24 protein-coding genes are annotated in these 22,276 nt (G+C 69.2%); 12 read left to right on the top strand and 12 right to left on the bottom strand.

Going from position 1 to position 22,276, the window contains the following annotated elements; genetic code table 11:
• Positions 1-5: 5 nt before the first annotated feature.
• The 6 genes from flhB to RAH39_RS06425 are packed head-to-tail and all read right to left on the bottom strand — an operon-like array spanning position 6 to position 4,283.
• Positions 6-1,061: a flagellar biosynthesis protein FlhB gene (gene flhB / locus RAH39_RS06450; RefSeq protein ID WP_306591988.1), complete on the bottom strand. Its 1,056-nt coding sequence runs from the start codon at positions 1,059-1,061 to the stop codon at positions 6-8.
• Position 1,062: 1 nt separating this feature from the next.
• Complete coding sequence (locus RAH39_RS06445; RefSeq protein ID WP_306591987.1) at positions 1,063-1,848, bottom strand: flagellar biosynthetic protein FliR; 786 nt, start codon at positions 1,846-1,848, stop codon at positions 1,063-1,065.
• Between the two features lie 4 nt (positions 1,849-1,852).
• Positions 1,853-2,131, bottom strand: a complete 279-nt coding sequence (gene fliQ, locus RAH39_RS06440) for a flagellar biosynthesis protein FliQ (protein WP_306591986.1) — start codon at positions 2,129-2,131, stop codon at positions 1,853-1,855.
• Positions 2,128-2,883, bottom strand: coding sequence for a flagellar type III secretion system pore protein FliP (gene fliP, locus RAH39_RS06435; RefSeq protein WP_306591985.1), 756 nt, complete (start codon positions 2,881-2,883; stop codon positions 2,128-2,130). Before fliP ends, fliQ begins: the two co-directional genes overlap by 4 nt.
• Positions 2,880-3,407 (bottom strand): FliO/MopB family protein, encoded by a 528-nt coding sequence (locus RAH39_RS06430; protein WP_306591984.1) that lies wholly within the window; start codon positions 3,405-3,407, stop codon positions 2,880-2,882. The genes fliP and RAH39_RS06430 overlap by 4 nt, the downstream gene beginning before the upstream one ends.
• A gap of 48 nt (positions 3,408-3,455) precedes the next feature.
• A complete protein-coding gene (locus tag RAH39_RS06425; protein WP_306591983.1) occupies positions 3,456-4,283 on the bottom strand; it encodes a YybH family protein in 828 nt (275 codons plus the stop codon).
• A gap of 97 nt (positions 4,284-4,380) precedes the next feature.
• Here RAH39_RS06425 and RAH39_RS06420 point away from each other — a divergent pair, with 97 nt between their 5' ends.
• Genes RAH39_RS06420 through RAH39_RS06405 form a run of 4 tightly spaced genes read left to right on the top strand, consistent with a single transcriptional unit; the run spans position 4,381 to position 8,511 of the window.
• The gene (locus RAH39_RS06420) at positions 4,381-4,842 is read left to right on the top strand and encodes a (2Fe-2S)-binding protein (protein WP_306591982.1); all 462 of its coding nucleotides are present in this window, start codon (positions 4,381-4,383) and stop codon (positions 4,840-4,842) included.
• Positions 4,839-6,983 carry a xanthine dehydrogenase family protein molybdopterin-binding subunit gene (locus tag RAH39_RS06415; protein WP_306591981.1) on the top strand — a complete coding sequence of 715 codons (2,145 nt, stop codon included), beginning with the start codon at positions 4,839-4,841 and terminating at the stop codon, positions 6,981-6,983. Before RAH39_RS06420 ends, RAH39_RS06415 begins: the two co-directional genes overlap by 4 nt.
• Positions 6,984-6,991: 8 nt before the next feature.
• Positions 6,992-7,969 (top strand): XdhC family protein, encoded by a 978-nt coding sequence (locus RAH39_RS06410; protein WP_306591980.1) that lies wholly within the window; start codon positions 6,992-6,994, stop codon positions 7,967-7,969.
• Positions 7,966-8,511: a nucleotidyltransferase family protein gene (locus tag RAH39_RS06405; RefSeq protein ID WP_306591979.1), complete on the top strand. Its 546-nt coding sequence runs from the start codon at positions 7,966-7,968 to the stop codon at positions 8,509-8,511. The genes RAH39_RS06410 and RAH39_RS06405 overlap by 4 nt, the downstream gene beginning before the upstream one ends.
• A gap of 302 nt (positions 8,512-8,813) precedes the next feature.
• On the opposite strand, the gene RAH39_RS06400 is transcribed toward RAH39_RS06405, so the two are convergent.
• Positions 8,814-9,224, bottom strand: coding sequence for a winged helix-turn-helix transcriptional regulator (locus RAH39_RS06400; RefSeq protein ID WP_306591978.1), 411 nt, complete (start codon positions 9,222-9,224; stop codon positions 8,814-8,816).
• 104 nt (positions 9,225-9,328) lie between these two features.
• Here RAH39_RS06400 and RAH39_RS06395 point away from each other — a divergent pair, with 104 nt between their 5' ends.
• The 8 genes from RAH39_RS06395 (at position 9,329) to RAH39_RS06360 (ending at position 16,152) form a co-directional block, all read left to right on the top strand.
• Complete coding sequence (locus RAH39_RS06395) at positions 9,329-9,880, top strand: flavodoxin family protein (protein ID WP_306591977.1); 552 nt, start codon at positions 9,329-9,331, stop codon at positions 9,878-9,880.
• 135 nt (positions 9,881-10,015) lie between these two features.
• Positions 10,016-10,336, top strand: coding sequence for a thioredoxin (trxA, locus tag RAH39_RS06390; RefSeq protein WP_306591976.1), 321 nt, complete (start codon positions 10,016-10,018; stop codon positions 10,334-10,336).
• 25 nt (positions 10,337-10,361) lie between these two features.
• Positions 10,362-11,012 carry an NAD(P)H-dependent oxidoreductase gene (locus RAH39_RS06385; protein ID WP_306591975.1) on the top strand — a complete coding sequence of 217 codons (651 nt, stop codon included), beginning with the start codon at positions 10,362-10,364 and terminating at the stop codon, positions 11,010-11,012.
• Between the two features lie 91 nt (positions 11,013-11,103).
• On the top strand, positions 11,104-12,093 hold the full coding sequence (locus RAH39_RS06380) for an aldo/keto reductase (protein WP_306591974.1): 990 nt from the start codon (positions 11,104-11,106) through the stop codon (positions 12,091-12,093).
• Between the two features lie 16 nt (positions 12,094-12,109).
• Positions 12,110-12,970, top strand: coding sequence for an MBL fold metallo-hydrolase (locus tag RAH39_RS06375; RefSeq protein ID WP_306591973.1), 861 nt, complete (start codon positions 12,110-12,112; stop codon positions 12,968-12,970).
• A gap of 52 nt (positions 12,971-13,022) precedes the next feature.
• On the top strand, positions 13,023-14,687 hold the full coding sequence (hutU, locus tag RAH39_RS06370; protein ID WP_306591972.1) for a urocanate hydratase: 1,665 nt from the start codon (positions 13,023-13,025) through the stop codon (positions 14,685-14,687).
• Between the two features lie 75 nt (positions 14,688-14,762).
• Positions 14,763-15,158, top strand: coding sequence for a YchJ family protein (locus RAH39_RS06365; RefSeq protein ID WP_306591971.1), 396 nt, complete (start codon positions 14,763-14,765; stop codon positions 15,156-15,158).
• 22 nt (positions 15,159-15,180) lie between these two features.
• Positions 15,181-16,152: a DUF1028 domain-containing protein gene (locus RAH39_RS06360; protein WP_306591970.1), complete on the top strand. Its 972-nt coding sequence runs from the start codon at positions 15,181-15,183 to the stop codon at positions 16,150-16,152.
• Between the two features lie 226 nt (positions 16,153-16,378).
• Here RAH39_RS06360 and lspA read toward each other — a convergent pair whose 3' ends face one another.
• The 5 genes from lspA to RAH39_RS06335 all read right to left on the bottom strand — a co-directional run bounded on the left by lspA (position 16,379) and on the right by RAH39_RS06335 (position 22,271).
• On the bottom strand, positions 16,379-16,873 hold the full coding sequence (lspA, locus tag RAH39_RS06355) for a signal peptidase II (protein WP_306591969.1): 495 nt from the start codon (positions 16,871-16,873) through the stop codon (positions 16,379-16,381).
• Entirely contained in the window at positions 16,870-19,584 is a 2,715-nt protein-coding gene (ileS, locus tag RAH39_RS06350; RefSeq protein WP_306591968.1) for an isoleucine--tRNA ligase, read from the bottom strand. Before ileS ends, lspA begins: the two co-directional genes overlap by 4 nt.
• Positions 19,585-19,843: 259 nt before the next feature.
• Positions 19,844-20,233 (bottom strand): large conductance mechanosensitive channel protein MscL, encoded by a 390-nt coding sequence (mscL, locus tag RAH39_RS06345; RefSeq protein WP_306591967.1) that lies wholly within the window; start codon positions 20,231-20,233, stop codon positions 19,844-19,846.
• Between the two features lie 54 nt (positions 20,234-20,287).
• Entirely contained in the window at positions 20,288-21,373 is a 1,086-nt protein-coding gene (locus RAH39_RS06340) for an OmpA family protein (RefSeq protein ID WP_306591966.1), read from the bottom strand.
• Positions 21,374-21,749: 376 nt separating this feature from the next.
• The gene (locus RAH39_RS06335; protein ID WP_306591965.1) at positions 21,750-22,271 is read right to left on the bottom strand and encodes an acyl-CoA carboxylase biotin carboxyl carrier protein subunit; all 522 of its coding nucleotides are present in this window, start codon (positions 22,269-22,271) and stop codon (positions 21,750-21,752) included.
• Positions 22,272-22,276: the final 5 nt, after the last annotated feature.

The following is a 22,276-nucleotide window of genomic DNA, read 5'->3' as shown; positions in this document are numbered from 1 at the left end:
TCCCGTCAGGCCGCGCCCCGCAGGCGGTAGACGAAGGCCAGCACCTGGGCCACGGCCTGGTAGAGGTCCTTGGGAATGGGCTCGTTCACGTCCACCGCGCGGTAGAGGGCCCGGGCCAATTCCGGCCGCTCCAGGATGGGCACGCCCGCTTCCTTCGCCTTTTCGCGGATCTTGAGCGCGAGGTGGTCCAGGCCCTTGGCCAGGCAGACGGGCGCCGCGGTCTCGGCGTCGTAGCGCAGGGCGATGGCCACGTGGGTCGGGTTCGTCACCACCACCGTGGCCTTGGGCACCTCGGCCAGCATCCGCCGCCGGGCCGCCGCCTGCATGATGGACTTCTGCTTCTGCTTCACCTCGGGGCTGCCTTCCGAATCCTTCATCTCGTCCCGGACTTCCTGCTTGGTCATCCGGATGCTCTTCTCCCACGAGAACCGCTGCCATCCGAAATCCGCCACGGCGATCAGGAGCATGGCCAGCATCACGTTCCGGTAGAGGGCGAACACCGCGCTCTGGAACAGGTCCATCGACTGGCCCAGCGGGAGCTTGAGGGTGGCCATCAGGATGGGGATCCGCGGGGCCAGCACGGCGTAGGAGACCCAGGCCAGAAGGGCGAACTTGGCCACGCTCTTGAGCAGATCCACCAGGGCGCGGGAGGAGAAGATCCGCTGGAAGCCCTGGGCGGGGTTCAGGCGGTCGAACTTGGGCTCGAGCCCCTTGGTGCTGAAGGTGAAGCCCCGCTGGGCGAACCCGGTGATGAGGGCCACCCCCAGGTTCACCGCCAGAAAGGGGAGGACCAGCTTGCCCAGGATGGTCAGCACGTCCGCCAGGAGCGTGATCCGGCCGGCTTCGGAAAGCGCGCCGGGCTGGGCGCGGCTCAGGAAATGGGCCACCTGCTTGGTCATCAGGGCCAGGGTCGCGCCCCCCAGTCCCATGAACAGGAAGAAGTTCCCCCACAGCAGCAGGGCGCCGTCGAAATCCGTGCTGCGGGGGACGGAGCCCTCCTCCCGCGCCTTGTTGCGCCGCCGGGGAGTGGCGCGCTCGGTGCGGCCGGGATCGTTGGCCACCTCAGCCCCCCAGCAGCTTCAGGGCGACCCGCGGCGCCGATTCCAGCAGCGGCACCAGCCAGGGGCCCAATTCCCGGAGGACCAGCCCCAGGATCACCATCCCCAAGGCGATCTTCAGGGGAAAGCTCAACTGGAGCAGCTGGAGCTGGGGCATGAACTTGCCCGAGATGCCCAGGATCATGTCGAGGAGGAACAGCACTGCCAGCACGGGGAAGGCCAGCTGGAAGCCCTTGGCCAGGAGCTGCCCCAGCAGCGCGATCAGCCCCATGGCCTGGAGGGGCATGCCCTGCCCCAGCGGCGCCACGCGGTAGCTGTCCACCAGGGCCAGGATCATCTGGTGGTGCAGCCCCGTGATGAACACCAGCAGCGCCGCGATCTGGGTCATGAGCGAGCCCGAGATCGAGGCGCTCTGGGAGGTGGTGGGATCCACGAACTGGACGAAGGAGAAGCCCATCTGCGTGTCCATGAGCATCCCCGCGAAGGCCACCGCCTCCAGGATCCAGGCCACCACCGTTCCCAGGAGCAGCCCTATCGCCAGCTCCGAAGTCATCAGGCCCACCAGCTCGGGCAATCCCGTCGGAATGGTCGGGGGAACCGGCACCACCGGCAGGATCACCGTGGCGAGCATGGCCGCCAGCGCCGCGCGGACCTGGAGGGGCATCTGCTCGGAGCCCAGCATGGGGAAGGCCGCCAGCAGCCCCGTGAGACGGGTGAGGACCAGCACCCACAGCGCCGCCTTGGCGCCCGTGAAGGCCCAGATCGCGGAACCGGAGAGGGAGGGGATCACGGCGTCAGTTCAACTGCCGGACCACGGCGTTGAAGTCCGTGAACATCCGCGTGGTGAAGCGGAGCATGATCTGGAGCATCCAGGGGAAGCTGAGCGCCACCACCGCCATCACCGCCACCACCTTGGGCACGAAGGCGATGGTCTGGTCCTGGAGGCTGGTCACCACCTGGAACACCGACACGACGAGCCCCACCACCAGCGACACCGCCAGGGCGGGTCCCGCCACCAGCAGCGCCGTCTTGAGGGCTTCCTTGCCCAACTGGGCGATCAGCAGCTCGTTCATCCGGTGTACCCCCGCACGAGCGACCCTACGATGAGGTACCAGCCGTCCACGAGCACGAACAGCAGCACCTTGAAGGGCAGCGAGATCACCACGGGCGGAAGCATCATCATGCCCATGCTGAGGAGGATGCTGGCCACCACCATGTCCACCACCAGGAAGGGCAGGAAGATCATGAAGCCGATCTCGAAGGCGGTCTTCAGCTCGCTGATGAGGAAGGCCGGCAGCAGGCATTCCATGGGCACGTCGGCCTTGGTGCGGGGCGCGGGCGCCTTGGCGATCCGCAGGAACAGCGCCAGATCCTTCTTCCGGGTGTGGCGCAGCATGAACACCTTCATGGGCGCCGCGGTGCGATCCAGGGCCTGGTCCGTGGTCAGCTCGTTGCGCTGAAGCGGCTGCAGGACCGTCGCGTTAATCTCCCGCGCGGTGGGCGCCATGATGAAGAAGGTGAGCACCAGCGACAGGCTGATCAGCACCTGGTTCGAGGGCGTCTGCTGGGTGCCCAGGCCCTGGCGGAGGAAGTGCATCACCACCACGATCCGCGTGAAGCTCGTGGCGGTCATCAGGATGGTGGGCGCCAGGGTCAGGATGGTGAGGAGCATGACCGCCTGGAGGCTGGAGCTCAGGGCGGGGCCCGACGGGGACTTCCCGAAGTCGACGGTGAGGGACGGCAGCGGCGCCGCGGGCTGGGCGCACAGGGCCGCGCCCGCCAGCAGCAGGCAGGCCGCGGGGAGCCACCGGAGAATGCGGTTCACTGGCCACCGCCCTGCTTGAGCAGCGCTTCCATCTCCTTCACCGGCACCGGCCGGCCCAGGTCCACTTGGCGGGAGAGGGCGGCGTCGAAGGTCTCGGGCTCCCCGCGGTCGCCGGGATCCAGCCGCGAGATCAGGCTGATGCCCTGCGGCGTGAGCCCGATGAGGAACCGCTCGCCCTCGGCGTCCAGGATCGACACGTAGCGGCGGTCGCCCAGGGCGAGGGTCTCCTCCACCCGCAGCTTGCCGCCGCCGCTGCCCGGGAGCTTGCCCCGGCCGTACTTTTTCAGCGCCCAGAGGCTGGCCCCCGCCAGGCCCAGGACCAGAACCAGCGATCCGAAGGCCCGCAATCCGGAAGGCCCGGCTTCAGAGGCCTGCCCCGGAGTCGGTTTTCCGTCCTCCAGCGTCAACGGAGCCTGCAGTTCCTTTTCCGCCGGGGTCGGCGCCGGGGCGGGCCGGTCCGCGCCCTGGGCGCTCAGCCCCAGCCCCGCCAGCAATCCCAGGATCAGCACCACCCGTCTCACCACGACAAACTCCCGACACAACCCGGGAACAGGGCGAGAGGGATGCCAGACCTAGGGCTGGTGGGGAACCCGCACGTCGAACAGGACCTTCCACACCCCTTCCTCGCGGATCCACACGCGCAGGAAGCTGGCGCCCGGGCCGTTCGGCGGCAGGAGCTCGCCGCAGGTCCAACCCAGGTCCCCGCTGGAAGCCGCCTCCACCCGCGCCGGTTCCCAGCGGGCCGGCGGCTCGGCTTCGAGCACCTGGGCCACCCCTTCGCCCCGGAGCGGCTGGGAACCCCGCCGCAGCAGCCGCGCGTCCTTCGCGAGATCCGGGACCAGGGCCGCCCCGCCCTTTTCCGCCCACGCCGCGGCAAGGAGCGCCTCCTTCCGCCGCAACTCCGGCAGGGCGTTGGAGGCCGAAAGCGGCTTCCCCGCGGCGGCCTGGGGGACGAAGGGCCCGATGGACCGCGCGGGAGCGCCGTGGGGCACGCCGATGTCCGCCGCCACCTTCCACGCGCCGCTCCGGCGGCGCCACACCGACAGGAAATGGCCGTGGACCAGGGGCTCCTTCCCCTTTCCGGCGGCGTAGCCCCATGGACCGAGGCTCCAGGCGAGCTCGCCGGACGCGGCGATTCCCATGGCCTCCGGGTACCAGGCAAGGTGGCCGCCATCGGCCGGTTCCTTCCCGTAGTGGTCCCGGCCGCCGATCATCCTCGGCGTAAAGACCAGGGCGTCCTCCGCCAGCCAGGCCAGGAACGCGGGACGGATGCCCCGCTCGTCGGCCATGCGGGCGAAGGCCAGCTCCGCCCGCCGCACGGATTCGATCGGCGCTTCCGCCCGGCCCGGCAGCACCGCGATTCCGGCCGCAAGGAAAGGTGCCAGCGCGCGCCTCGACATCGGATCCTCCCGCGATGCGCCACGCTATCACCGTTGCGGGCCGGGCGCGGCGGGCGTAGGGTAGAGCCCTCGTCACACGATAGTTGAGGGAGCTGCCATGCCCGCCTACCAGCTGACCGTGAACGGCCGCGTCCGCACCGTGGATGCCGATGCCGACACGCCGCTCCTGTGGATCCTGCGCGACAACCTCGGACTCACCGGCACCAAGTTCGGGTGCGGCCAGGGCGTGTGCGGGTCCTGCGTCGTCCACCTGGACGGCAAGGCGGCGCGCTCCTGCCAGACCCCCATCAAGGAGGCCGCGGGCCATTCGGTGGTGACCGTCGAGGGACTGTCGAAGGACGGCTCCCATCCGGTGCAGAAGGCGTGGCTCGCCGAGGACGTCTCCCAGTGCGGCTACTGCCAGCCGGGAATGATCATGACCGCCGCGGCCCTCCTCAAATGGAAGGCCCGCCCCACCGACGGGGACATCGACGAGGCCTTCGCCGACCACATCTGCCGCTGCGGGACCTATCCCCGCGTCCGGAAGGCCGTGAAGCGCGCCGCGGGAGGTGCCAAGTGACCAGCCGCCGCGACTTCCTGAAAGTGGCCGGTTCCGCGGGCGCGGGCCTCGTTCTGGGCCTCCGCCTGGATGCCCGCCCCGCCCCGCCGGAGGCCGCCAAGGCCGCCTTCCGGCCCAACGCCTTCCTCACCATCCGAACGGATGGGACCGTGCAGATCACCGTACCCAAGGCCGAGATGGGCCAGGGCGTCCGCACGGCCCTGCCCCTCGTCGTGGCCGAGGAACTCGATCTGGACTGGGCGCGGATCGAGGTCGTGAACGCCCAGCCGGGCCCGGATTTCAAGGCCATGCAGACCGGCGGCAGCACCAGCGTCAGCACCACCTGGAACGCCCTCCGCACCGCGGGCGCCGCCGCGCGGGAGATGCTGAAGGCCGCCGCGGCCGCGCAGTGGGGCGTATCCCCCGCCGAGTGCCGCACCGAGCAGGGCTTCGTTCTCGGCCCCGGCGGGCGGAAGCTCGGGTACGGTGACCTCGCTGAAGCCGCAGCCCACCAGCCCGTGCCCAAGGATCCGCCCCTCAAGAAACCCGCCGACTACCGGCTGATGGGCAAGCGGACGCCCCGGGTGGACGGTCCGGCGCTCGTCACCGGCAAGGCGATCTTCGGCCTCGACGTCCGCCGCCCCGGCCAGCGGGTGGCCGCCGTCCTCCGCTGCCCCGTGCCCGGCGGCAAGCCCAAAGCCTGGGATGCCTCCAAGGCGCTGGCGGTGCGCGGCGTGAAAGCCGTGGTCGAAGTTCCCACGGGGCTCGCCGTGATCGCGGACCGCACCTGGGCGGCCTTCAAGGGCCGCGACGCCCTGGCCCCCACCGCCACCTGGGACGAAGGCGCCGCCAAGGACTTCAATTCCGCCGACCTGGAGCGCCGCACCCGCGCCGCCCTCGCCGGCCCGGCGGAAGAGGTGCGGCGCGAGGGGGATGTGGAGAAGGCCCTGGCGGCCTCGGCGCGCATCCTCGAAGCCGAATACGCCTTCCCGTACCAGGCCCACGTCACCGTGGAGCCGCCCAACGGCGTGGCCCAGGTCCGGCGGGACGGGGCCGAGCTGTGGGTGGGGACCCAATCCGCGAACCAGGCCCAGGAGCGGGCCGCGGCCGCCCTCGGCCTCAAGCCGGAGCAGGTCAGGATCGACCTGCCCCTCCTCGGCGGGGGCTTCGGGCGCCGCCTGGGCACCGACTTCAGCACCGAGGCCGCGCAGGTGGCCAAGGCCGCGGGCGGCGGGCCCATCCAGGTGGTGTGGGACCGGGAGGATGACCTCCGCCACGACCTGCACCATCCCGCCACCCTCCACCGCATGAAGGCCGGCATCCGCGATTCCGCCGTCACCGCGTGGGCCCATCGGATCGCGGGCCCGTCCATCCTCCGGTCCTGGACCGGCGGCCAGAAGCCCCCCATCCTCCCCGGCGTGGAGAGCAACGGCGCTTACGACACGCCCTATGCCTTCCCCGCCATCGCCGTGGACTACGCCGAAGTGGACGTGCCCACGCCCCTGGGCTGGTGGCGCGGGATCCAAGTGGTGCCCAACGTGTTCGCCCGGGAGTGCTTCCTGGACGAAGTGGCCCACGCCCTCGGGAAGGATCCCCTCCGCTTCCGGCTGGATCTCCTGGGCGACCGCGGCAAGGTCAAGTTCGGGCGGGACGAGCCCGACATCCAGCGCCTCAAGCGCACCCTGGAAATGGCCGCGGAGAAGGCCGGCTGGGGCCGCTCCCTGCCGCCGGGACACGCCCTGGGCCTCGCCTGCCACGCCTTCGACGGGCGCACCTACGCCAGCCAGGTGGCGGAGGTGTCGGTGGTGAAGGGCCAGTTGCGCGTCCACCGCATCGTGTGCGCCGTGGACTGCGGATTCGTGGTGAATCCCGCCGGGCTGGAGGCCCAGATCGAGGGCGGAATCGCCTTCGGGCTGTCCGCCCTGTTCTCGCAGATCACCTGGGACAAGGGCCGGACGGTCCAGACGGGATATCACGATTTCCCCGTGCTGCGCCTGCCGGACATGCCCGTCGTGGAGACCCACGCCGTGCCCAGCTCCGAACCGCCTTCCGGCATCGGCGAGCCGCCGGTCCTCCTGCCCATTCCCGCGGTCCTGAACGCCCTGTTCGCGGCCACCGGCAAGCGCATCCGCAAGGTCCCGCTGGAGGACGGGCGGGTCTAGGAGCCGACGTGCAGAAGGAACTCCAGGACATCTTCGCCCTCGTCGAGACCGCCCCCGCGCCCCTCGCCCTGGCGACCCTCCTCCGGGTGGAGGGCTCCAGCTACCGGCGGCCGGGCACGCGGCTGCTGACGGACGGGGAGTCGGTGCTGCGGGGCTCCCTCAGCGGAGGCTGCCTCGAAGGGGAGATCCTCGCCCGCGCCGGCAACGCGCTGGCGGACGGCCTGCCCCGGCTGCTCCGCTACGACCTGCGGGGCGACGCCGACCTGGTGTGGGGCAGCGGAAGCGGGTGCGAGGGCGTGCTGGACGTGCTCGTGGAGCGCATCGATCCTGTCGCGCCGCCACCGTGGATGGGTTGGGCCAAGGAGGTCCTCCGCGACCGCCGTCCGCTGCGCCTCGCGACGGCCCTCACGGACGGCTTCGCCCGGCGGCGCCTGGCGGAGGACGAGGATCCGGAGCCGGGCGAAGTGCTGGAAGTCATTCCGCCGCCGGTCCTGCTGTGGATCCTCGGTGCCAGCGACGACAGCCGCCCCCTCGTCCGTCAGGCCAGGGGACTGGGCTGGACCGTGGGCGTGCTGGACCACCGCCCGGCCTTCGCCCGCCCGGAGCGGTTTCCCGAGGCCGACCGCGTGCTTTCCGGGCATCCCGCGCAGCGCATTCCGGACCTGAGCCTGGATGCCCGCAGCGCCGTGGTGCTGATGACCCACAACTACCAGAAGGATCTGGAGGCCCTGCGCGAGCTGGCGGCCAGCGCGGCCGGTTACGTGGGCCTGATGGGCAGCCGTTCGCGCAGCGCGAAGCTGCAGGCGGAGCTGGCCGGAGAAGGCATCCGCCTGGGAGCGCGATTCCACAGCCCCGTGGGATTGGATCTCGGCGCGGAGGATCCCGAGACCCTCGCCCTGGCCATCCTGGCCGAGATCCAGGCCAGCTTCCGCGGCCGGTCCGGCGGGCCGCTCCGCGCCGTTCCGGCCGTCGGAGCCCTTGCGTGATCCCGGCCCTCATCCTCGCTGCGGGCGCCGGGCGCCGCATGGGCGGCCCCAAAGCCCTCCTCGTGATCGAAGGGGAATCCCTCCTGCGCCGCGCCGCGCGCGCCGCCCTGGCCGCCGGATGCGGACCCGTGGTGGCCGTGGTCGGAGCGTGGGATCCCGGGCTTCAGGGCCTGGCCGTCCACGCGGTTCCCAACCCCGACGCGGCGGAGGGAATGGCCAGTTCCATCCGCGTGGGGATGGCCGCCCTGCCCGCAGGGACCGAGGCCGTCCTGATCCTCGCCGTGGACCAGCCGGCCGTGGACGCCGATCTCCTGCGCCGCCTCCTGGCCCTGGCCGCCGCCGATCCCAGCCGGCCCGCCGCCTGCGCCTACGCGGGCACCCTGGGCGTTCCCGCCGTCCTCCCCCGCCGCCTTTTCCCGGAACTGATGGGCCTCCAAGGCGACCGCGGCGCCAAGGGCATCCTCCTGCGCGAAGGCGCCGCCTCCCTGCCCTTCCCCGGCGGCGAAGCGGACCTGGACACGCCCGGGGACCTCGGGCGCTGAGCGGGCTGCGGCCGCATTCAATTCAAAAGATTCACCACCAAGGCACAAAGACACCAAGAAAAGCGATCGGGCTAGTGGTCAGTTCTTCGTGATCGGGATCAGTCGCTGATACCACTTTGCATTCAAGAAATAAGGATCACCGCCAAGGACACCAAGAACCGCATCCCTAGTAGGTAGAGCTTTTCTTGGTGTCTTGGTGGTGAGAAAAAAACTTGGGTCTTGAGCGCCCATTGGTGATGAGAGCGGACTTTACCCGTCGAAGCGCGGGGGCCCGGAGGGAGCAGGCGGTTCCCCCGGACGCATCAAGCGCTGAGGCTGGGCTTCTTCTGGAGCTGGTCGTAGCGCGCGCGGGCCTGCTCCAGTTCGGCCAGGTGCGCGCCGGCCCACTCGCACAGGGCGCCCATGGGGCCGATGAGGGTGTGGCCGAGCTTGGTCAGCTCGTACTCGGTGCGGGGCGGCACTTCGGGGTAGACGTGGCGGGTGACGAGGCCGTCCCGCTCCAGCTTGCGGAGGGTCTGGGTCAGCATCTTCTGGCTGATCCCGCCCACCTGGCGGTGCAGGTCGCCGTAGCGCTGCTTCCCCCGCGCCAGGAGGTAGATCAGCAGGGTGGTCCACTTGTCGGCGATGAGATCCAGCGCGTGGCGGGTGGGACAGTGGGCGCTGAGGACGTTGGGAGCCAGGGAGCAGGTCGAGGGAGCGGAGTGACGAACCATGGGGTGCCTACCTCCCGAAAGGGTGCCTACTTTCTTTTCGATCGTAAGCATCCTAAGTTTGGGTCACGGGCCATCCAAACGCAAGCGCCCGCACAGGAGGCAAGATGACCCACCTTTCCGTCGTGTTCCACAGCGGCTTCGGGCACACCAAGGTCCTCGCCGAGCAGGTGAAGGCCGGCGCCGAGCAGGTGGCCGGCGTCCGCGCTTCCCTTCTCCCGGTGGAGGAGATCGAAAGCCGGTGGACGGAACTGGAGTCCGCGGACGCCATCGCCTTCGGCAGTCCCACCTACATGGGGAGCGTGAGCGGGCCCTTCAAGACGTTCATGGACGCCAGCTCCAAGCCCTGGCTGGAGCGCAAGTGGAAGGACAAGCTGGCCGCCGGCTTCACCGTCAGCGGCAGCCCCAGCGGCGACAAGCTGAACACCCTGCAGACCCTCATGATCTTCGCCATGCAGCACGGGATGCTGTGGATCGGGAACGCGGAACTGCCCTACAACGAAGAGGGCCTCAACCGCCTGGGCAGCTTCAGCGGCGTGATGGGCCAGGCGGGACAGGTTCCCCCCGACGTGGAGCCCAACGAAGCCGACCGCAAGGCCGCGGCCGCCCTGGGGCGCCGGCTGGCGGAAGCCGCCGTGCGCTGGGGCCAGGGCGCCTGAGCGCCGGCCTAGGATCCCCGCGGAGGCGCTGTTTCCGGGTCTCCGCGGGACCGCCAAAACGCCCGCCGAAGGATTGTCATGACCGACAACCCCTCTGGATCCGCTAACCTGGGAGGCCTCCGGAGGAGTTCCCGCATGACCGACCTCATTCCGCACCTGACCGACAAGTCCTTCGCGGCCGCCGTCGCCAACGGCCTCACCGTCGTGGATTTCTGGGCCCCCTGGTGCGCCCCCTGCCGCGAGCTGGGCCCCATCACCGAGGCCCTGGCCACCGAATTCAAGGGCCAGATCGCCTTCGCCAAGCTGAACGTGGACGACTACACCGCCCTGTCCGAGCAGTACGAGGTGCTCAGCATGCCGACCCTCGTGATCTTCAAGGACGGGAAGCCCCTCGATCGGATCATCGGCTCCCAGCCCATCGAGAAGCTGAGGGCGCGGATCCAGCAGGTCCTCTAACCCTTTTCGAATCCTCCGAGGCCCCATGACCACCGTCTCCGGCGAAAGCCTGCTCCAGCAGCTGAAGTGGCGCTACGCCACCAAGAAGTTCGATTCCACGAAGAAGATCGCTCCGGCGGACTGGGCCGTGCTTGAACAGGCGCTCGTCCTCTCGGCCTCCAGCTACGGCCTGCAGCCGTGGAAGTTCGTGGTGGTGACGGATGCGGCCCTCAAGGCGAAACTGCGGCCCGTCTCCTGGAACCAGTCCCAGGTGGAGGACTGCAGCCACCTGGTGGTGTTCACCGCCAAGGAGGACATCACGGAAGCCGATCTGGACCGCTTCGTGGCCCGGACCGCCGAGGTGCGGGGCGTGCCCGCGGAGACCATGGCGGGCTACAAGGGCTACATGCTGGGCGATCTGGTGAAGGGCGCCCGCCACGCCGTGATCGGCGAGTGGACCGCCCGCCAGACCTACATCGCCATGGGCAACCTCCTCACCTCCGCCGCCATGCTGGGGATCGACGCCTGCCCCTTCGAGGGGATCGAACCCGCCAAATACGACGAGATCCTGGGCCTGGCGGGCACCGGCTACCGCACCATCAGCGCCTGCCCCGTGGGCTACCGCGCCGCCGACGACAAGTACGCCGCCCTCGCCAAGGTCCGGTACGACATCAAGGACGTGATCGACCTCCGCTGAGGGCCTCCTCCGCCGGAGGCGCCTCTTCTTTCAATGCCTGCTTCCTGGTGGGTTCTCCCGCCGGGGGCATACTTGGAGGGAGGAGGCTCCCATGCTGACCCGCACCCTCGGGACCCAGGGACTTGTCGTATCCGCCCTCGGCCTCGGCTGCATGGGCATGTCGGACTTCTATGGCGTGCCGAACGACGCCGAATCCACCGCCACCCTCCACCACGCCGTGGACCGGGGGGTGACGTTCTTCGATACCGCGGACATGTACGGCCCCCACGCCAATGAAATTCTCGTGGGGAAGGCGCTCGCCAGCGTGCGGAACCTGGTGGTGATCGCCACCAAGTTCGGGATCGTGCGCGATCCGGAGAATCCCTCCGTGCGCGGCGTGTGCGGCCGGCCCGAGTACGTCCGCAGCGCCTGCGAAGGGAGCCTCAAGCGCCTGGGCGTGGAGGTCATCGACCTCTACTACCAGCATCGGGTGGACCCCCTCGTGCCCATCGAGGACACCGTGGGCGCCATGGCCGACCTGGTGAAGGCCGGAAAGGTGCGGTTCCTGGGCCTCTCCGAGGTCAGCCCCCTCACCCTGCGGCGGGCCTGCGCGGTTCATTCCATCAGCGCCGTGCAATCCGAATACTCGCTGTGGACGCGCGATCCCGAGGAAGGCCTGCTCCAGGCCTGCCGGGAGCTGAACGTCGGCTTCGTGCCCTACAGCCCGCTGGGCCGGGGTTTCCTCACGGGCCAGATTAAACGGTTCGAGGACTTCGATCCCGACGACTACCGCCGCAACTCGCCCCGGTTCCAGGGGGGGAACTTCCAGAAGAACCTGGATCTCGTCGCCCGCCTCCAGGGAATGGCCGCGGCCCACGGCTGCACGGCCTCGCAACTGGCCCTCGCCTGGGTGCTGGCGCAGGGCAGCGACATCGCGCCCATCCCCGGCACCAAGCGCCGCGACCGCCTCGACGAGAACCTCGGCGCCCTGGAGCAGACCCTGGCCATCAGCGAAGTGGAAGAGCTGAGCGGCCTCTTCCCGCCCGGCGCGGCGGCGGGCACCCGCTACCCCGAAGCCATGATGCACATGGTGAACCGCTAGGAAGTGAGGAGGGCCCATGGCCCGCCGCGCCGACGCCCATTCCGACAACGCCCCCGGCCCCTTCTTCGTGGACCGGACCTGCATCGACTGCGGCACCTGCTACCAGTTCGCGCCGGAGACCTTCGCGGACGCGGGCGATCACGCGGCGGTCCGCGCCCAGCCTTCGGGCGCGGCGGCCCGGCTGCGGGCCTCCATGGCCCTGGTGGCCTGCCCCGTGGGCTCCATCGGCACCGACGACAAGGCCGACCTCCCCGCCGCCGCGCGGGCCTTTCCCCATCCCGTGGCCGGAGACGTCTCCTTCTGCGGCTACACCAGCGACAAGAGCTACGGCGCTTGGAGCTACCTGATCCGGCGGCCAGAAGGGAACGTCCTGGTGGATTCGCCCCGGGCGGCCGAGCCCCTGATGAAGAACCTGGAAACCCTCGGTGGCGTGACGATGCTGGTGCTCAGCCACCGGGACGACGTGGCGGACCACGCCGCCTACCGACAGCGCTTCGGCTGCGAGCGCGTCATGCACCGGCGGGACGGCCTGCGGGACCTGGAGCGGCTGGTGGACGGCGACGAGCCCGTGGCCCTGGCCAAGGACCTGCTGCTGATCCCCACGCCGGGCCACACCGCGGGGAGCGCCTGCCTCCTCCACGGCGAATTCCTGTTCACCGGCGATCACCTGTGGTGGAACCCGGACCAGGGGCGGCTGTCGGCCTCCCGGGCCCACAACTGGCACGACTGGGGGCAGCAGTTGGACAGTCTGCAAAAGCTCCTCGCCTTCGATTTCACCTGGATCCTCCCCGGCCACGGGCATTCCCACCGCGCGGAGAGCCCGGCGGCGATGAAGGCGGAGCTGGCGCGGGCGATCGGGATCCTCCGCGCCTCTTGATCGCCGTCGCCGGCGGGGCGTGGGAAACTAGGGGGTTCCGCCGGAGTCCCCCATGACCGCCGCATCCGAAGCCCCCGTCGTCACCGCCCCCCGCGGCACCCACCTGCACTGCAAGGGCTGGGTGCAGGAAGCGGCCCTCCGCATGCTGATGAACAACCTCGATCCCGACGTGGCCGAGCGGCCCGAGGATCTCGTGGTGTACGGCGGCCTCGGAAAGGCCGCCCGCAACTGGGACTGCTTCCACGCCCTGGTGAAGGAACTGAAGCACCTGGAGGACGACGAGACCCTGCTGGTGCAGAGCGGCAAGCCCGTGGGCGTGGTGAAGACCCACCCCGACGCACCCCGCGTCCTCATCGCCAACTCCAACCTGGTGCCCAAGTGGGCCACCTGGGAGCACTTCCGCGAACTCGATAAGAAGGGCCTGATGATGTACGGCCAGATGACGGCCGGAAGCTGGATCTACATCGGCAGCCAGGGCATCGTCCAGGGCACCTACGAGACCTTCGCCGAGGCCGCCCGCCAGCACTTCGACGGCACCCTCGCGGGGACCTGGACTCTGACCGCCGGCCTGGGCGGAATGGGCGGCGCCCAACCCCTGGCCGTCACCATGAACGGCGGCGTCTGCCTCGCCATCGACGTGGATCGCACCCGCATCCAGAAGCGCCTGGACACCCGCTACCTCGACGAGTGGACCGACAACCTGGACACCGCCCTGGCCCTCGTCCAGCAGTACGTGGATGCCCAGGAAGCCCGCAGCATCGGTCTGCTGGGGAACGCCGCCGAACTGCTGCCGGAGATCCTCAAGCGCGGCGCCATCCCCCAGCTGGTCACCGACCAGACCTCCGCCCATGACGAGTACAACGGCTACATTCCCGCGGGGCTGTCCCTGGAGGATGCCGCCCGGATGCGCCAGGAGGAGCCGGAAGCCTACGTGCAGCGCGCCCTCGCCTCCATGCGGACCCACGTGGAAGCCATGGTCGAGTTCCAGCGCCAAGGCGCCGTCACCTTCGACTACGGCAACAACATCCGCGCCCAGGCCCAGCGAGCCGGCTGCGAGAACGCCTTCGCCTTCCCCGGCTTCGTGCCCGCCTTCATCCGCCCCCTCTTCTGCAAGGGCATCGGCCCCTTCCGCTGGGCCGCCCTCAGCGGCGATCCCGCGGACATCGCCGCCACGGACGCCGCGATGATGGAGCTGTTCCCGGAGAACGAAGGCCTGATGCGCTGGCTGAAGGCCGCCCAGGAGAAGATCGCCTTCCAGGGCCTGCCCGCCCGGATCTGCTGGATCGGCGCCGGCGAGCGCCATCTCGCGGGCCTCAAGTTCAACGAGCTGGTGAAGACCGGCAAGGTGAAGGCGCCCATCGTCATCGGCCGCGATCACCTGGACAGCGGCAGCGTGGCCAGCCCCAACCGCGAGACCGAAGCGATGAAGGACGGCTCCGACGCCGTCAGCGACTGGCCGCTGCTCAACGCCATGACCGCCGTGGGCGGCGGCGCCTCCTGGGTGAGCATCCACCACGGCGGCGGCGTGGGCATGGGCTTCAGCCAGCACAGCGGCGTGGTGATCGTCGCCGACGGCACGGAGCGCGCCGACCGCTGCATCCGCCGCGTCCTGTGGAACGATCCCGCCATGGGAGTCTTCCGCCACGCCGACGCCGGCTACGATTCCGCCCGCGAGCACGCCGAGACCATCGGCCTGCACATCCCCATGAAGGGCTGAAAAGCCCGTTTTGCCACGGATGAACACGGATCCACGCAGATCCGTGTTCATCCGTGGCCCATTCCCGAGGTACCCATGTCCCGCCTGTGCCCCTGCACGTCCAAGAAGCCCTACGACCGCTGCTGCGGGCCCTTCCACGCGGGGGCCGCCGCGCCGGAGACGGCGGAGCTGCTGATGCGCTCCCGCTTCTCCGCCTACGCCCTGGGCAAGGTGGACTACCTCATCGCCACCCGGCCCGAGGCCAAGCGCGCCGAGGAGAGTCGGGAGGAACTGGCCCAGTACTGCAAATCCGTGAGCTGCGTGGGCTTGAAGATCGTCGCCAAGGAGAAGGGCGGCAAGGCCGACGACACCGGCGTCGTCAGCTTCCACGCCAGCCTCCAGGCCAACGGCCGCCGCAGCCTCCACATCGAGACCAGCAACTTCGCCCGGGAAGAGGGGCGTTGGGTGTACGTGGACGGAGTGGTGAAATAGGAGAAACCTCCCCGGAGTCCCCATGCGCCGTCTTTCCGCTTTCCTCGCGGTCGCGGTTCCCTTCCTCCTCGCCGCGGAAGCGCCCCGCCGCCCCGTCCACACCTACTCGATCGTGGCGCGGGACGCGGCGACGGGAGAGTTGGGCGTAGCCGTTCAGAGCCACTGGTTCTCCGTCGGGACGGCGGTGCCGTGGGCGGAGGCGGGCGTGGGCGCGGTGGCCACGCAGAGCTTCACGGACCCCAGCTACGGCGCCCTCAGCCTGGCCCTGATGAAGGCCGGCAAGCCCGCGCCCGAGGCCCTGAAGGCCCTCCTGGCCGCGGATTCCGACCGCGAGGTGCGCCAGGTGGCGATGGTGGACGCCAAGGGCCGCGCCGCGGCGCACACGGGGGCCAAGTGCATCCAGGCCGCGGGCCACGAGGTGGGCGAGGGCTTCACCGTGGAGGCCAACCTGATGGACCAGGCCACGGTCTGGCCGGCCATGGCGAAGGCCTTCCGCTCGGCAAAGGGCGACCTGGCGGATCGCCTGCTGGCGGCCCTTCGCGCGGCTCAGGCCGAAGGCGGGGACATCCGCGGACAGCAGAGTGCGGCGCTCATCGTGGTGAAGGGAACGCCCTCGGGCCAGCCCTGGAACGACCGCCTGTTCGACCTGCGCGTGGAGGACCATCCCGATCCCCTGAAGGAGCTGGGCCGCCTCGTGCAGTTGCGGCGGGCCTACCGCCTCATGGACGAGGGCGACGGCTTCGTCACCGCGGGTCAGTGGACCGAAGCCAAGGCCGCCTACGAAGCCGCGGCGAAACTGGCCCCCGGCGTGTGGGAGATGCCCTTCTGGCAGGCGGTGGCCCTCGCCTCCAGCGGAAAGCGCGACGAGGCCCTCCCCATCTTCAAGCGGGTCTTCGCGGCGGAACCGTTCTGGAAACGCCTCGTCCCCCGGCTCGCCGATGTGGGACAGCTTCCCAGGGATGCCGGGCTGCTGAAGGCCATCGAGGCCCAGTAGTCACCTTGGTAGTCAAAAGGCAAAAGACCACCACCAAAGCACCAAGAAATGCCTTTGTCTTGCTTGGTGTCTTGGGGGTGATTCTTATCTTTTAAAGTCATATGAAAGCTGAGGAGAACCGAGCGGCGGAGGAGAGCGGAAAGGGATATTCTCCGCTCTCCTCCGCAACTCCGTCCCTCTCCGCTTTCAATCGCTTCTCCCAAGGTCCTGCGGATCGCCCCGGGCCTCAGTTCTCGGGCGAATCCTGGGCGGTGCCCGCGGGACGGCGCATCATCCGGGCGCCGAGCAGGACGGCCCCGATGAGGATGAAGCTGTCGGCGAGGTTGAAGGTCCAGTAGTGCCAGCTTCCGAAGACGAAATCGAGGAAGTCCACAACGGCGCCGCGCATCAGGCGGTCGATGCCGTTGCCCAGGGCGCCGCCCAGGATGAGGCCCAGGGCCGCGCGCTCCCAGGGGGACGCGTCCCGCGCCAGGAAGAGGCGGCCGAAATAAATCAGCGCCACCGCTCCCGCGACCGTGAAGAGCGCGAACCGCGCCGTGGCCGGCAGCCAGGTGAGGCTCCCGAAAATGGCCCCGCGGTTCAGTCCCAGGGTCAGGTAGAAGAAGCCCGGAATCACCGGCAGCGATTCTCCTTCCACCAGCCTGCGGAGGATCCAGGCCTTGGAACCCAGATCCGCCGCCAGCGCCCCCAGGGGCAGCAGGAGCCACAGAAGGCGCTTCACCCGGCCACCTGCGCACAGCGCTCGCACAGATTGGCGTCCTCGCCCTTTCCGTGGCCGCCCTTGCGGTTCCAGCAGCGGGGGCATTTGACGCCGTCGTGGGCGGCCACGGTGATCTCGGTGGCCTCCGTGCCTCGCTCGATGGAGGAGACCACCAGCAGGTCGTCCAGGGACTCGCCCAGGCCATCCAGCAGCGCCCAGTCGGCCGGCGCCAGTCCGACCCGGATTGCCGCGTCGAGGCTGGTACCCACGGTCTTGGCGGCGCGGTGGGGCTCCATGGCGGCCTGGACGGCCTCGCGGACTTCCCACAGCTTCTCCCACCGCGCATCCGGGACCGCGGGCTGGGGCTCGGGGAACCGGTGCTCGTGGACGCTGCCGGAGCGGCCCGGGATCTGCTCCCAGGCTTCGTCCGCCGTGAAGCTCAGGACGGGGGCCAGAAGGGCGCAAAGGCCCTGCGCCAACTCCCAGCAGGTATGGCGGCAGCTTCGGCGGCGCGGGGAATCCGGCGCGTCGCAGTAGAGGCGGTCCTTGATGATCTCGAAGTAGCGGCCGGACAGCTCCAGCTGGCAGAACCCCAGCAGGGCCTGGGTGGCCCGGTGGAACTCGAACCGGGTGTAGGCGTCGCGGACTTCCCGCGCCATGCGCGCGAAGGCGTCCAGCACCCAGCGGTCCAGGGGCGCCAGGCCGGCCTCGGCCACGGAATCCTTCGCGGGATCGAAGTCCGCCAGGGCCCCCAGCAGGAAGCGCAGGGTGTTTCGGGTCTTGCGGTAGGCGTCGGCGCTGCGGTCGAGGATCTCCTTCGAGATGCGGATGTCCTCGCTGTAGTCGCTGCTGGCGGCCCACCAGCGCAGGATGTCGGCGCCCAGGGTCTTGAGGATCTCCTCGGGCGTGATCACGTTGCCCAGGCTCTTGGACATCTTCTGTCCCCTGCCGTCCAGGACGAACCCGTGGGTCACCACCTGCTTGTAGGGCTTGGTTCCGGTGGCCGCCAGGTTGAACAGCAGGGAGCTGTGGAACCAGCCGCGGTGCTGGTCCGAGCCTTCGAGGTAGATGAAGTTCCCGTAGTCGGCGCGGGCCAGCTCGGGATGGGATTCGCACACCACGGACGCGCTGACGCCGGAGTCGATCCACACGTCCAGGATGTCCGTCTCCTTCTGGAAGGCCGCGGATCCGCACGAACAGCGGGCCCCCGCGGGAAGCAGCGTCTCGACGGGAAGGTCGGCCCAGGCTTCGATGCCGCCCCGCTCGATGGCGGCGGCCGCGGTCTCGAAGATGTGCTTGTCCACCAGCGGCTCGCCGCAGGCTTCGCAGCGCAGCACGGTGATGGGCGTGCCCCAGGCGCGCTGGCGGCTGATGCACCAGTCGGGCCGGCCCGCGATCATCGCGTGGATGCGGTTCTGGCCTTGGGCGGGGATCCACTGGGTGGTCTCGACGCCCTCCAGGCCCAGCTCGCGCAGGCTGCGGCCCTTGCCTTCCAGTTCCGAATCCATGGTGATGAACCACTGCTCCGTGGCGCGGAACAGGATGGGCGTCCGGGTGCGCCAGCAGTGGGGATAGCTGTGGGTGAGGCTCTCCTCGTGGAGCAGGCGCCCTTCCCGGCGGAGGCGCTCCACCACCAGGGGATTGCAGTCGAAGATGTTCTTCCCTTCCAGCTCGGCGTCGTCCACCGCCGGCAGGAACTTGCCGTCGGGGCCGACCAGCTGGAACAGGCCGAGGTGCTGGGCCAGGTTGAAGTCGTCCACGCCGTGGTCCGGCGCGGTGTGAACCAGGCCCGTGCCCGTATCGGCGGTGACGTGGTCGCCCAGCAGGACGGGGCTGTCCCGGTCGATCCACGGGTGCCGCGCGACCAGTGTCTGGAACGCGCTGCCCTTGCGGATCTCCACGGTGTGCAGGTCCGCGCCCACCTTCTTCTGGAAGTCCTCCCGCAGGGGAACCGCGACGATGAAGTGGCGGTCGCCCGCGCGGACGACCGCGTACTCCAGGTCCGGGTGCATGGCGACGGCGCGGTTGCTGGGCAACGTCCACGGCGTGGTCGTCCAGATCGGCACGAACAGGGGCGTGGGAAGTTCCAGACGGACGGCTTCCGCGTCGGCCACGGGGAAGGCGACGGTGACGGCGGGGCTGGTCTTGTCCGCGTATTCCACCTCGGCTTCGGCCAGGGCGGTGCGGGCGCCGTAGCTCCAGTGGACGACCTTCAGCTTCCGCGTGACGGAGCCGCTGTCGAACAGCCGGGCCAGGCTACGGACGGTCTCGGCCTCGTAGCGCGGCGCCATGGTGATGTAGGGCTGGTCCCAGGCGCCCAGAACGCCGAGGCGCTGGAAGGCGGTGCGCTGGGTGTCGATCCACCTCTGGGCGTAGGCCCGACACTTCTGGAGGAACTCGGCGCGGCTCAGTTCCCGGCGCTTGGGCCCCAGGTCCTTCTCCACCGCGTGCTCGATGGGCAGGCCGTGGCAGTCCCAGCCGGGGACGTAGGGCGACTCGAAGCCCGCCATCCACCGCGACTTGACCACGATGTCCTTGAGGATCTTGTTGAGGGCGTGGCCCATGTGGATGGCGCCGTTGGCGTAGGGCGGCCCGTCGTGCAGCACTTCGCGGCCCCGGCCCTTCCCGGCGGCGTTGTCGGCCTTCCGCTTGGCTTCGATGCGGGCGTACAGGCCCTCGGCCTTCCAGCGCTCCAGGCGCTTCGGCTCGCGCTGCGGCAGGTCCGCCTTCATCGGAAAGTCCGTCTTGGGAAGGAAGACGGAGTACTTTTTCCCGGCAATCGCCTTCGGCGATTCCTGGGCAGCCTCGCCCTGATTCTTTCCACCCGGAAATGGCATGCTGACCGGAGCCTGCTCGCTCATCGGCGCCCTCGTGCGTCGGAGGAGCGCACCCGAGCGCCCCTGAGGTTGAACCTCCAGTTCACCACGGGAAACCGCGGGCTCACAAGAAGAAGGGCCCGGCGGACCGGGCCCTCGGCGAAAAAGCGCCTTCCTACAGCTGGCTCGTGCAGTACTTGCAGCGGGTGGCGCCGAGGGCCACCTGTTCCAGGCAGGCCGGACAGGCCTTGGTGGTGGGAGCCACCGGCTCCTGGTGGCGGTGCATCAGCTTGCCCAGCAGCTTCACCAGCACGAGGAAGATGACCAGGGCGATGATCAGGAAGTTCACGGTGGCCCCGAGAACGGCGCCGATCCGGAACTTGCCGAGCACCCATTCCTCCCACTTGATGTTGGAGGGAAGGACGTAGGTGGCCAGGGGCATCACGACCCCATCCACGAAGGCGGTCACGATCTTGCCGAAGGCGCCGCCGATGACCACGGCCACGGCGAGATCGACCACGTTGCCCTTCATGATGAAGGCCTTGAATTCCTCTTTCAGGGACATGGCGGCTCCGAAGCGGATCAGCGGGGAGCCATGCGGCTCCCCGCTGGAAGGATCCTACTTCTTGGGCGTGGATTCCACGAGATCCGTCTTGATCTCGCGGACGTCGGCCCGGCCGTCCCGGACCTTCACGTCGATCTCCACCCGGCGGTTCTTGGCCTGGCCTTCCTTCGACTTGTTGTCCGCGATGGGCTGGTCGGGGCCCATGCCCGCGGTCGTCACCTTGACGGAGGGGATCCCGGAATCCACCAGGACCTTCGCCACGGCTTCCGCCCGGCGCTTGGACAGGGACTTGTTGAAGGCCTTGCTGCCGATGGAGGAGGTGTGGCCGGTGACTTCCAGCGAGTAGTCGCCGGAGTAGGTCTTCAGGCTGTCGGCCACCTTGCGGATGGCGTCGATGCCTTCGGCGCCCAGGTCCGCTTTGCCGTTGGCGAAGTGGAGGGTGGCCTCGTCGAGCACGATGCGGGGCGGAACCGGCAGGGGCGCGGGCTTGACGGGTTCCGGCTCAGGCGCGGGCGGCGGCGGAGGCGGGACCACCACGGGCGCCGGCGCGGGAGCGGGTTCCGGCTCGGGGGCGGGCGGCGGCGGGGGAGGAGGCGCGACCACCGGCTTCCGTCCGCCCCAGGTGAAGCCGAGGCCCAGGGTCGCCAGGTACTCGGTGCGGGCGGTGGGGAGTTCCACGCGGACCGCCTTGGCGTTCAGGTCGAGCAGGAAATGCTCGGCCAGCCGGCCCATGATGCCCAGGCCGCCGTGGTAGTTGAACTTGGTGGTGCTCTCCGCCTTCCCGGAATAGGGGGAGCCGACGTTGGTGCCGCCGACGCCGAGGGCGAAGTAGGGATACCAGTTCTCCGCGCCGGGGCGGAAGTTGAACAGGCCCGAGGCGAGAAGGTGGGTCTGGTGGTCCTTCTGGATGGCCAGCGGGTTGCTGTCCAGCTCCAGATCGCTGCGGAGCGCCCTCAAATCCAACCCGAAGTGATCGGTGTACCAGTGGCCGACGCTCAGACCGTAGTGGGTCGTGTCCTTCAGGTTGCTCTTGCTCTCGAACATGCTCTGGCCGAAGTGCCCGAGCAGCCAGCCCTGACCTTCCTGGGCCGACAGGGAAGCGGCCGCGGCCGCCAAAACGAACAGGAGTGATCTTTTCATGTTCCCTCCGCGAAGTGGTTCGCTCAGGGGTAAAGCTAGTCCCATACAATGCCGGAATTCAACAAAAAATAAAAAACCTTGAGCGATGAATAGGTGGTCTAAACATACTATTTATCTATCCATGAATAGTAATTAATCGTCACCTGAAGCGACTTCAAGAATCGAACGTTTTTCCCATCGCCTTGTGTTTCAACGGAATTTTGGAGAACGCGGGGAACCTTTTTTGAGGGCCGTTATTGCCCAGTCGGAGCCTCTTTTTTCTCCATTCTTTTTTTCGTCGGCTTCCCCCGAACCACCCCTTTTCCCCTGACCGGGGGAATAAAAGGGAAGTCCAGTTGCGGGGATCGCGCTGCAGCGATCCCCGGGGATCTCTCCTTCAGGCGCTGGGCGCCACCGTGATGAGGGAGGTCCCCGTCTCCACGGTGGCGCCCTCCTGGACATGCACGGTGGCGACGGTGCCTGCGGAGCTGGCCTTCAGCTCGTTCTGCATTTTCATCGCCTCCATGACCAGGAGGGTCTGGCCTTCGTGGACCGGATCACCCGGTTTGACGAGCAGCTTCACGACCTTGCCCGGCATGGGAGAGACGAGCACGCCCCCTGCCGAACCGGCGCCGCCCGCGCTTCCCAGGAGCGCCCTGCGCGGATCCGTGAGGGCGAATTCGCACAGGCCGCTGTAGAGGGTGGCGCGGTAGGCGTGGACGTCGGGATCCGGGGATTTGGCGGCATCCAGGCGCACTTCCACGGAGCGGCCGTCGAGAAGCACCGAGTAGCAGCCCGGTTCGACTTCCAGAATGTCGATGGGGTGGGCCTCGCCTTCCCACAGGAGCGTGGTGGCGCCGTCCTGGCGGATCAGTTCCACCTCCTGGGAGGCCGAGCCGACGAGCAGGGTGCGTTTCATCGGAA

Origin of the sequence: Geothrix sp. 21YS21S-4, assembly GCF_030845995.1 — a bacterium.
Classification (GTDB): domain Bacteria; phylum Acidobacteriota; class Holophagae; order Holophagales; family Holophagaceae; genus Geothrix.
Note: the sequence above shows the minus strand (reverse complement) of the source record. Positions and strands in the feature narration are given on the sequence as shown.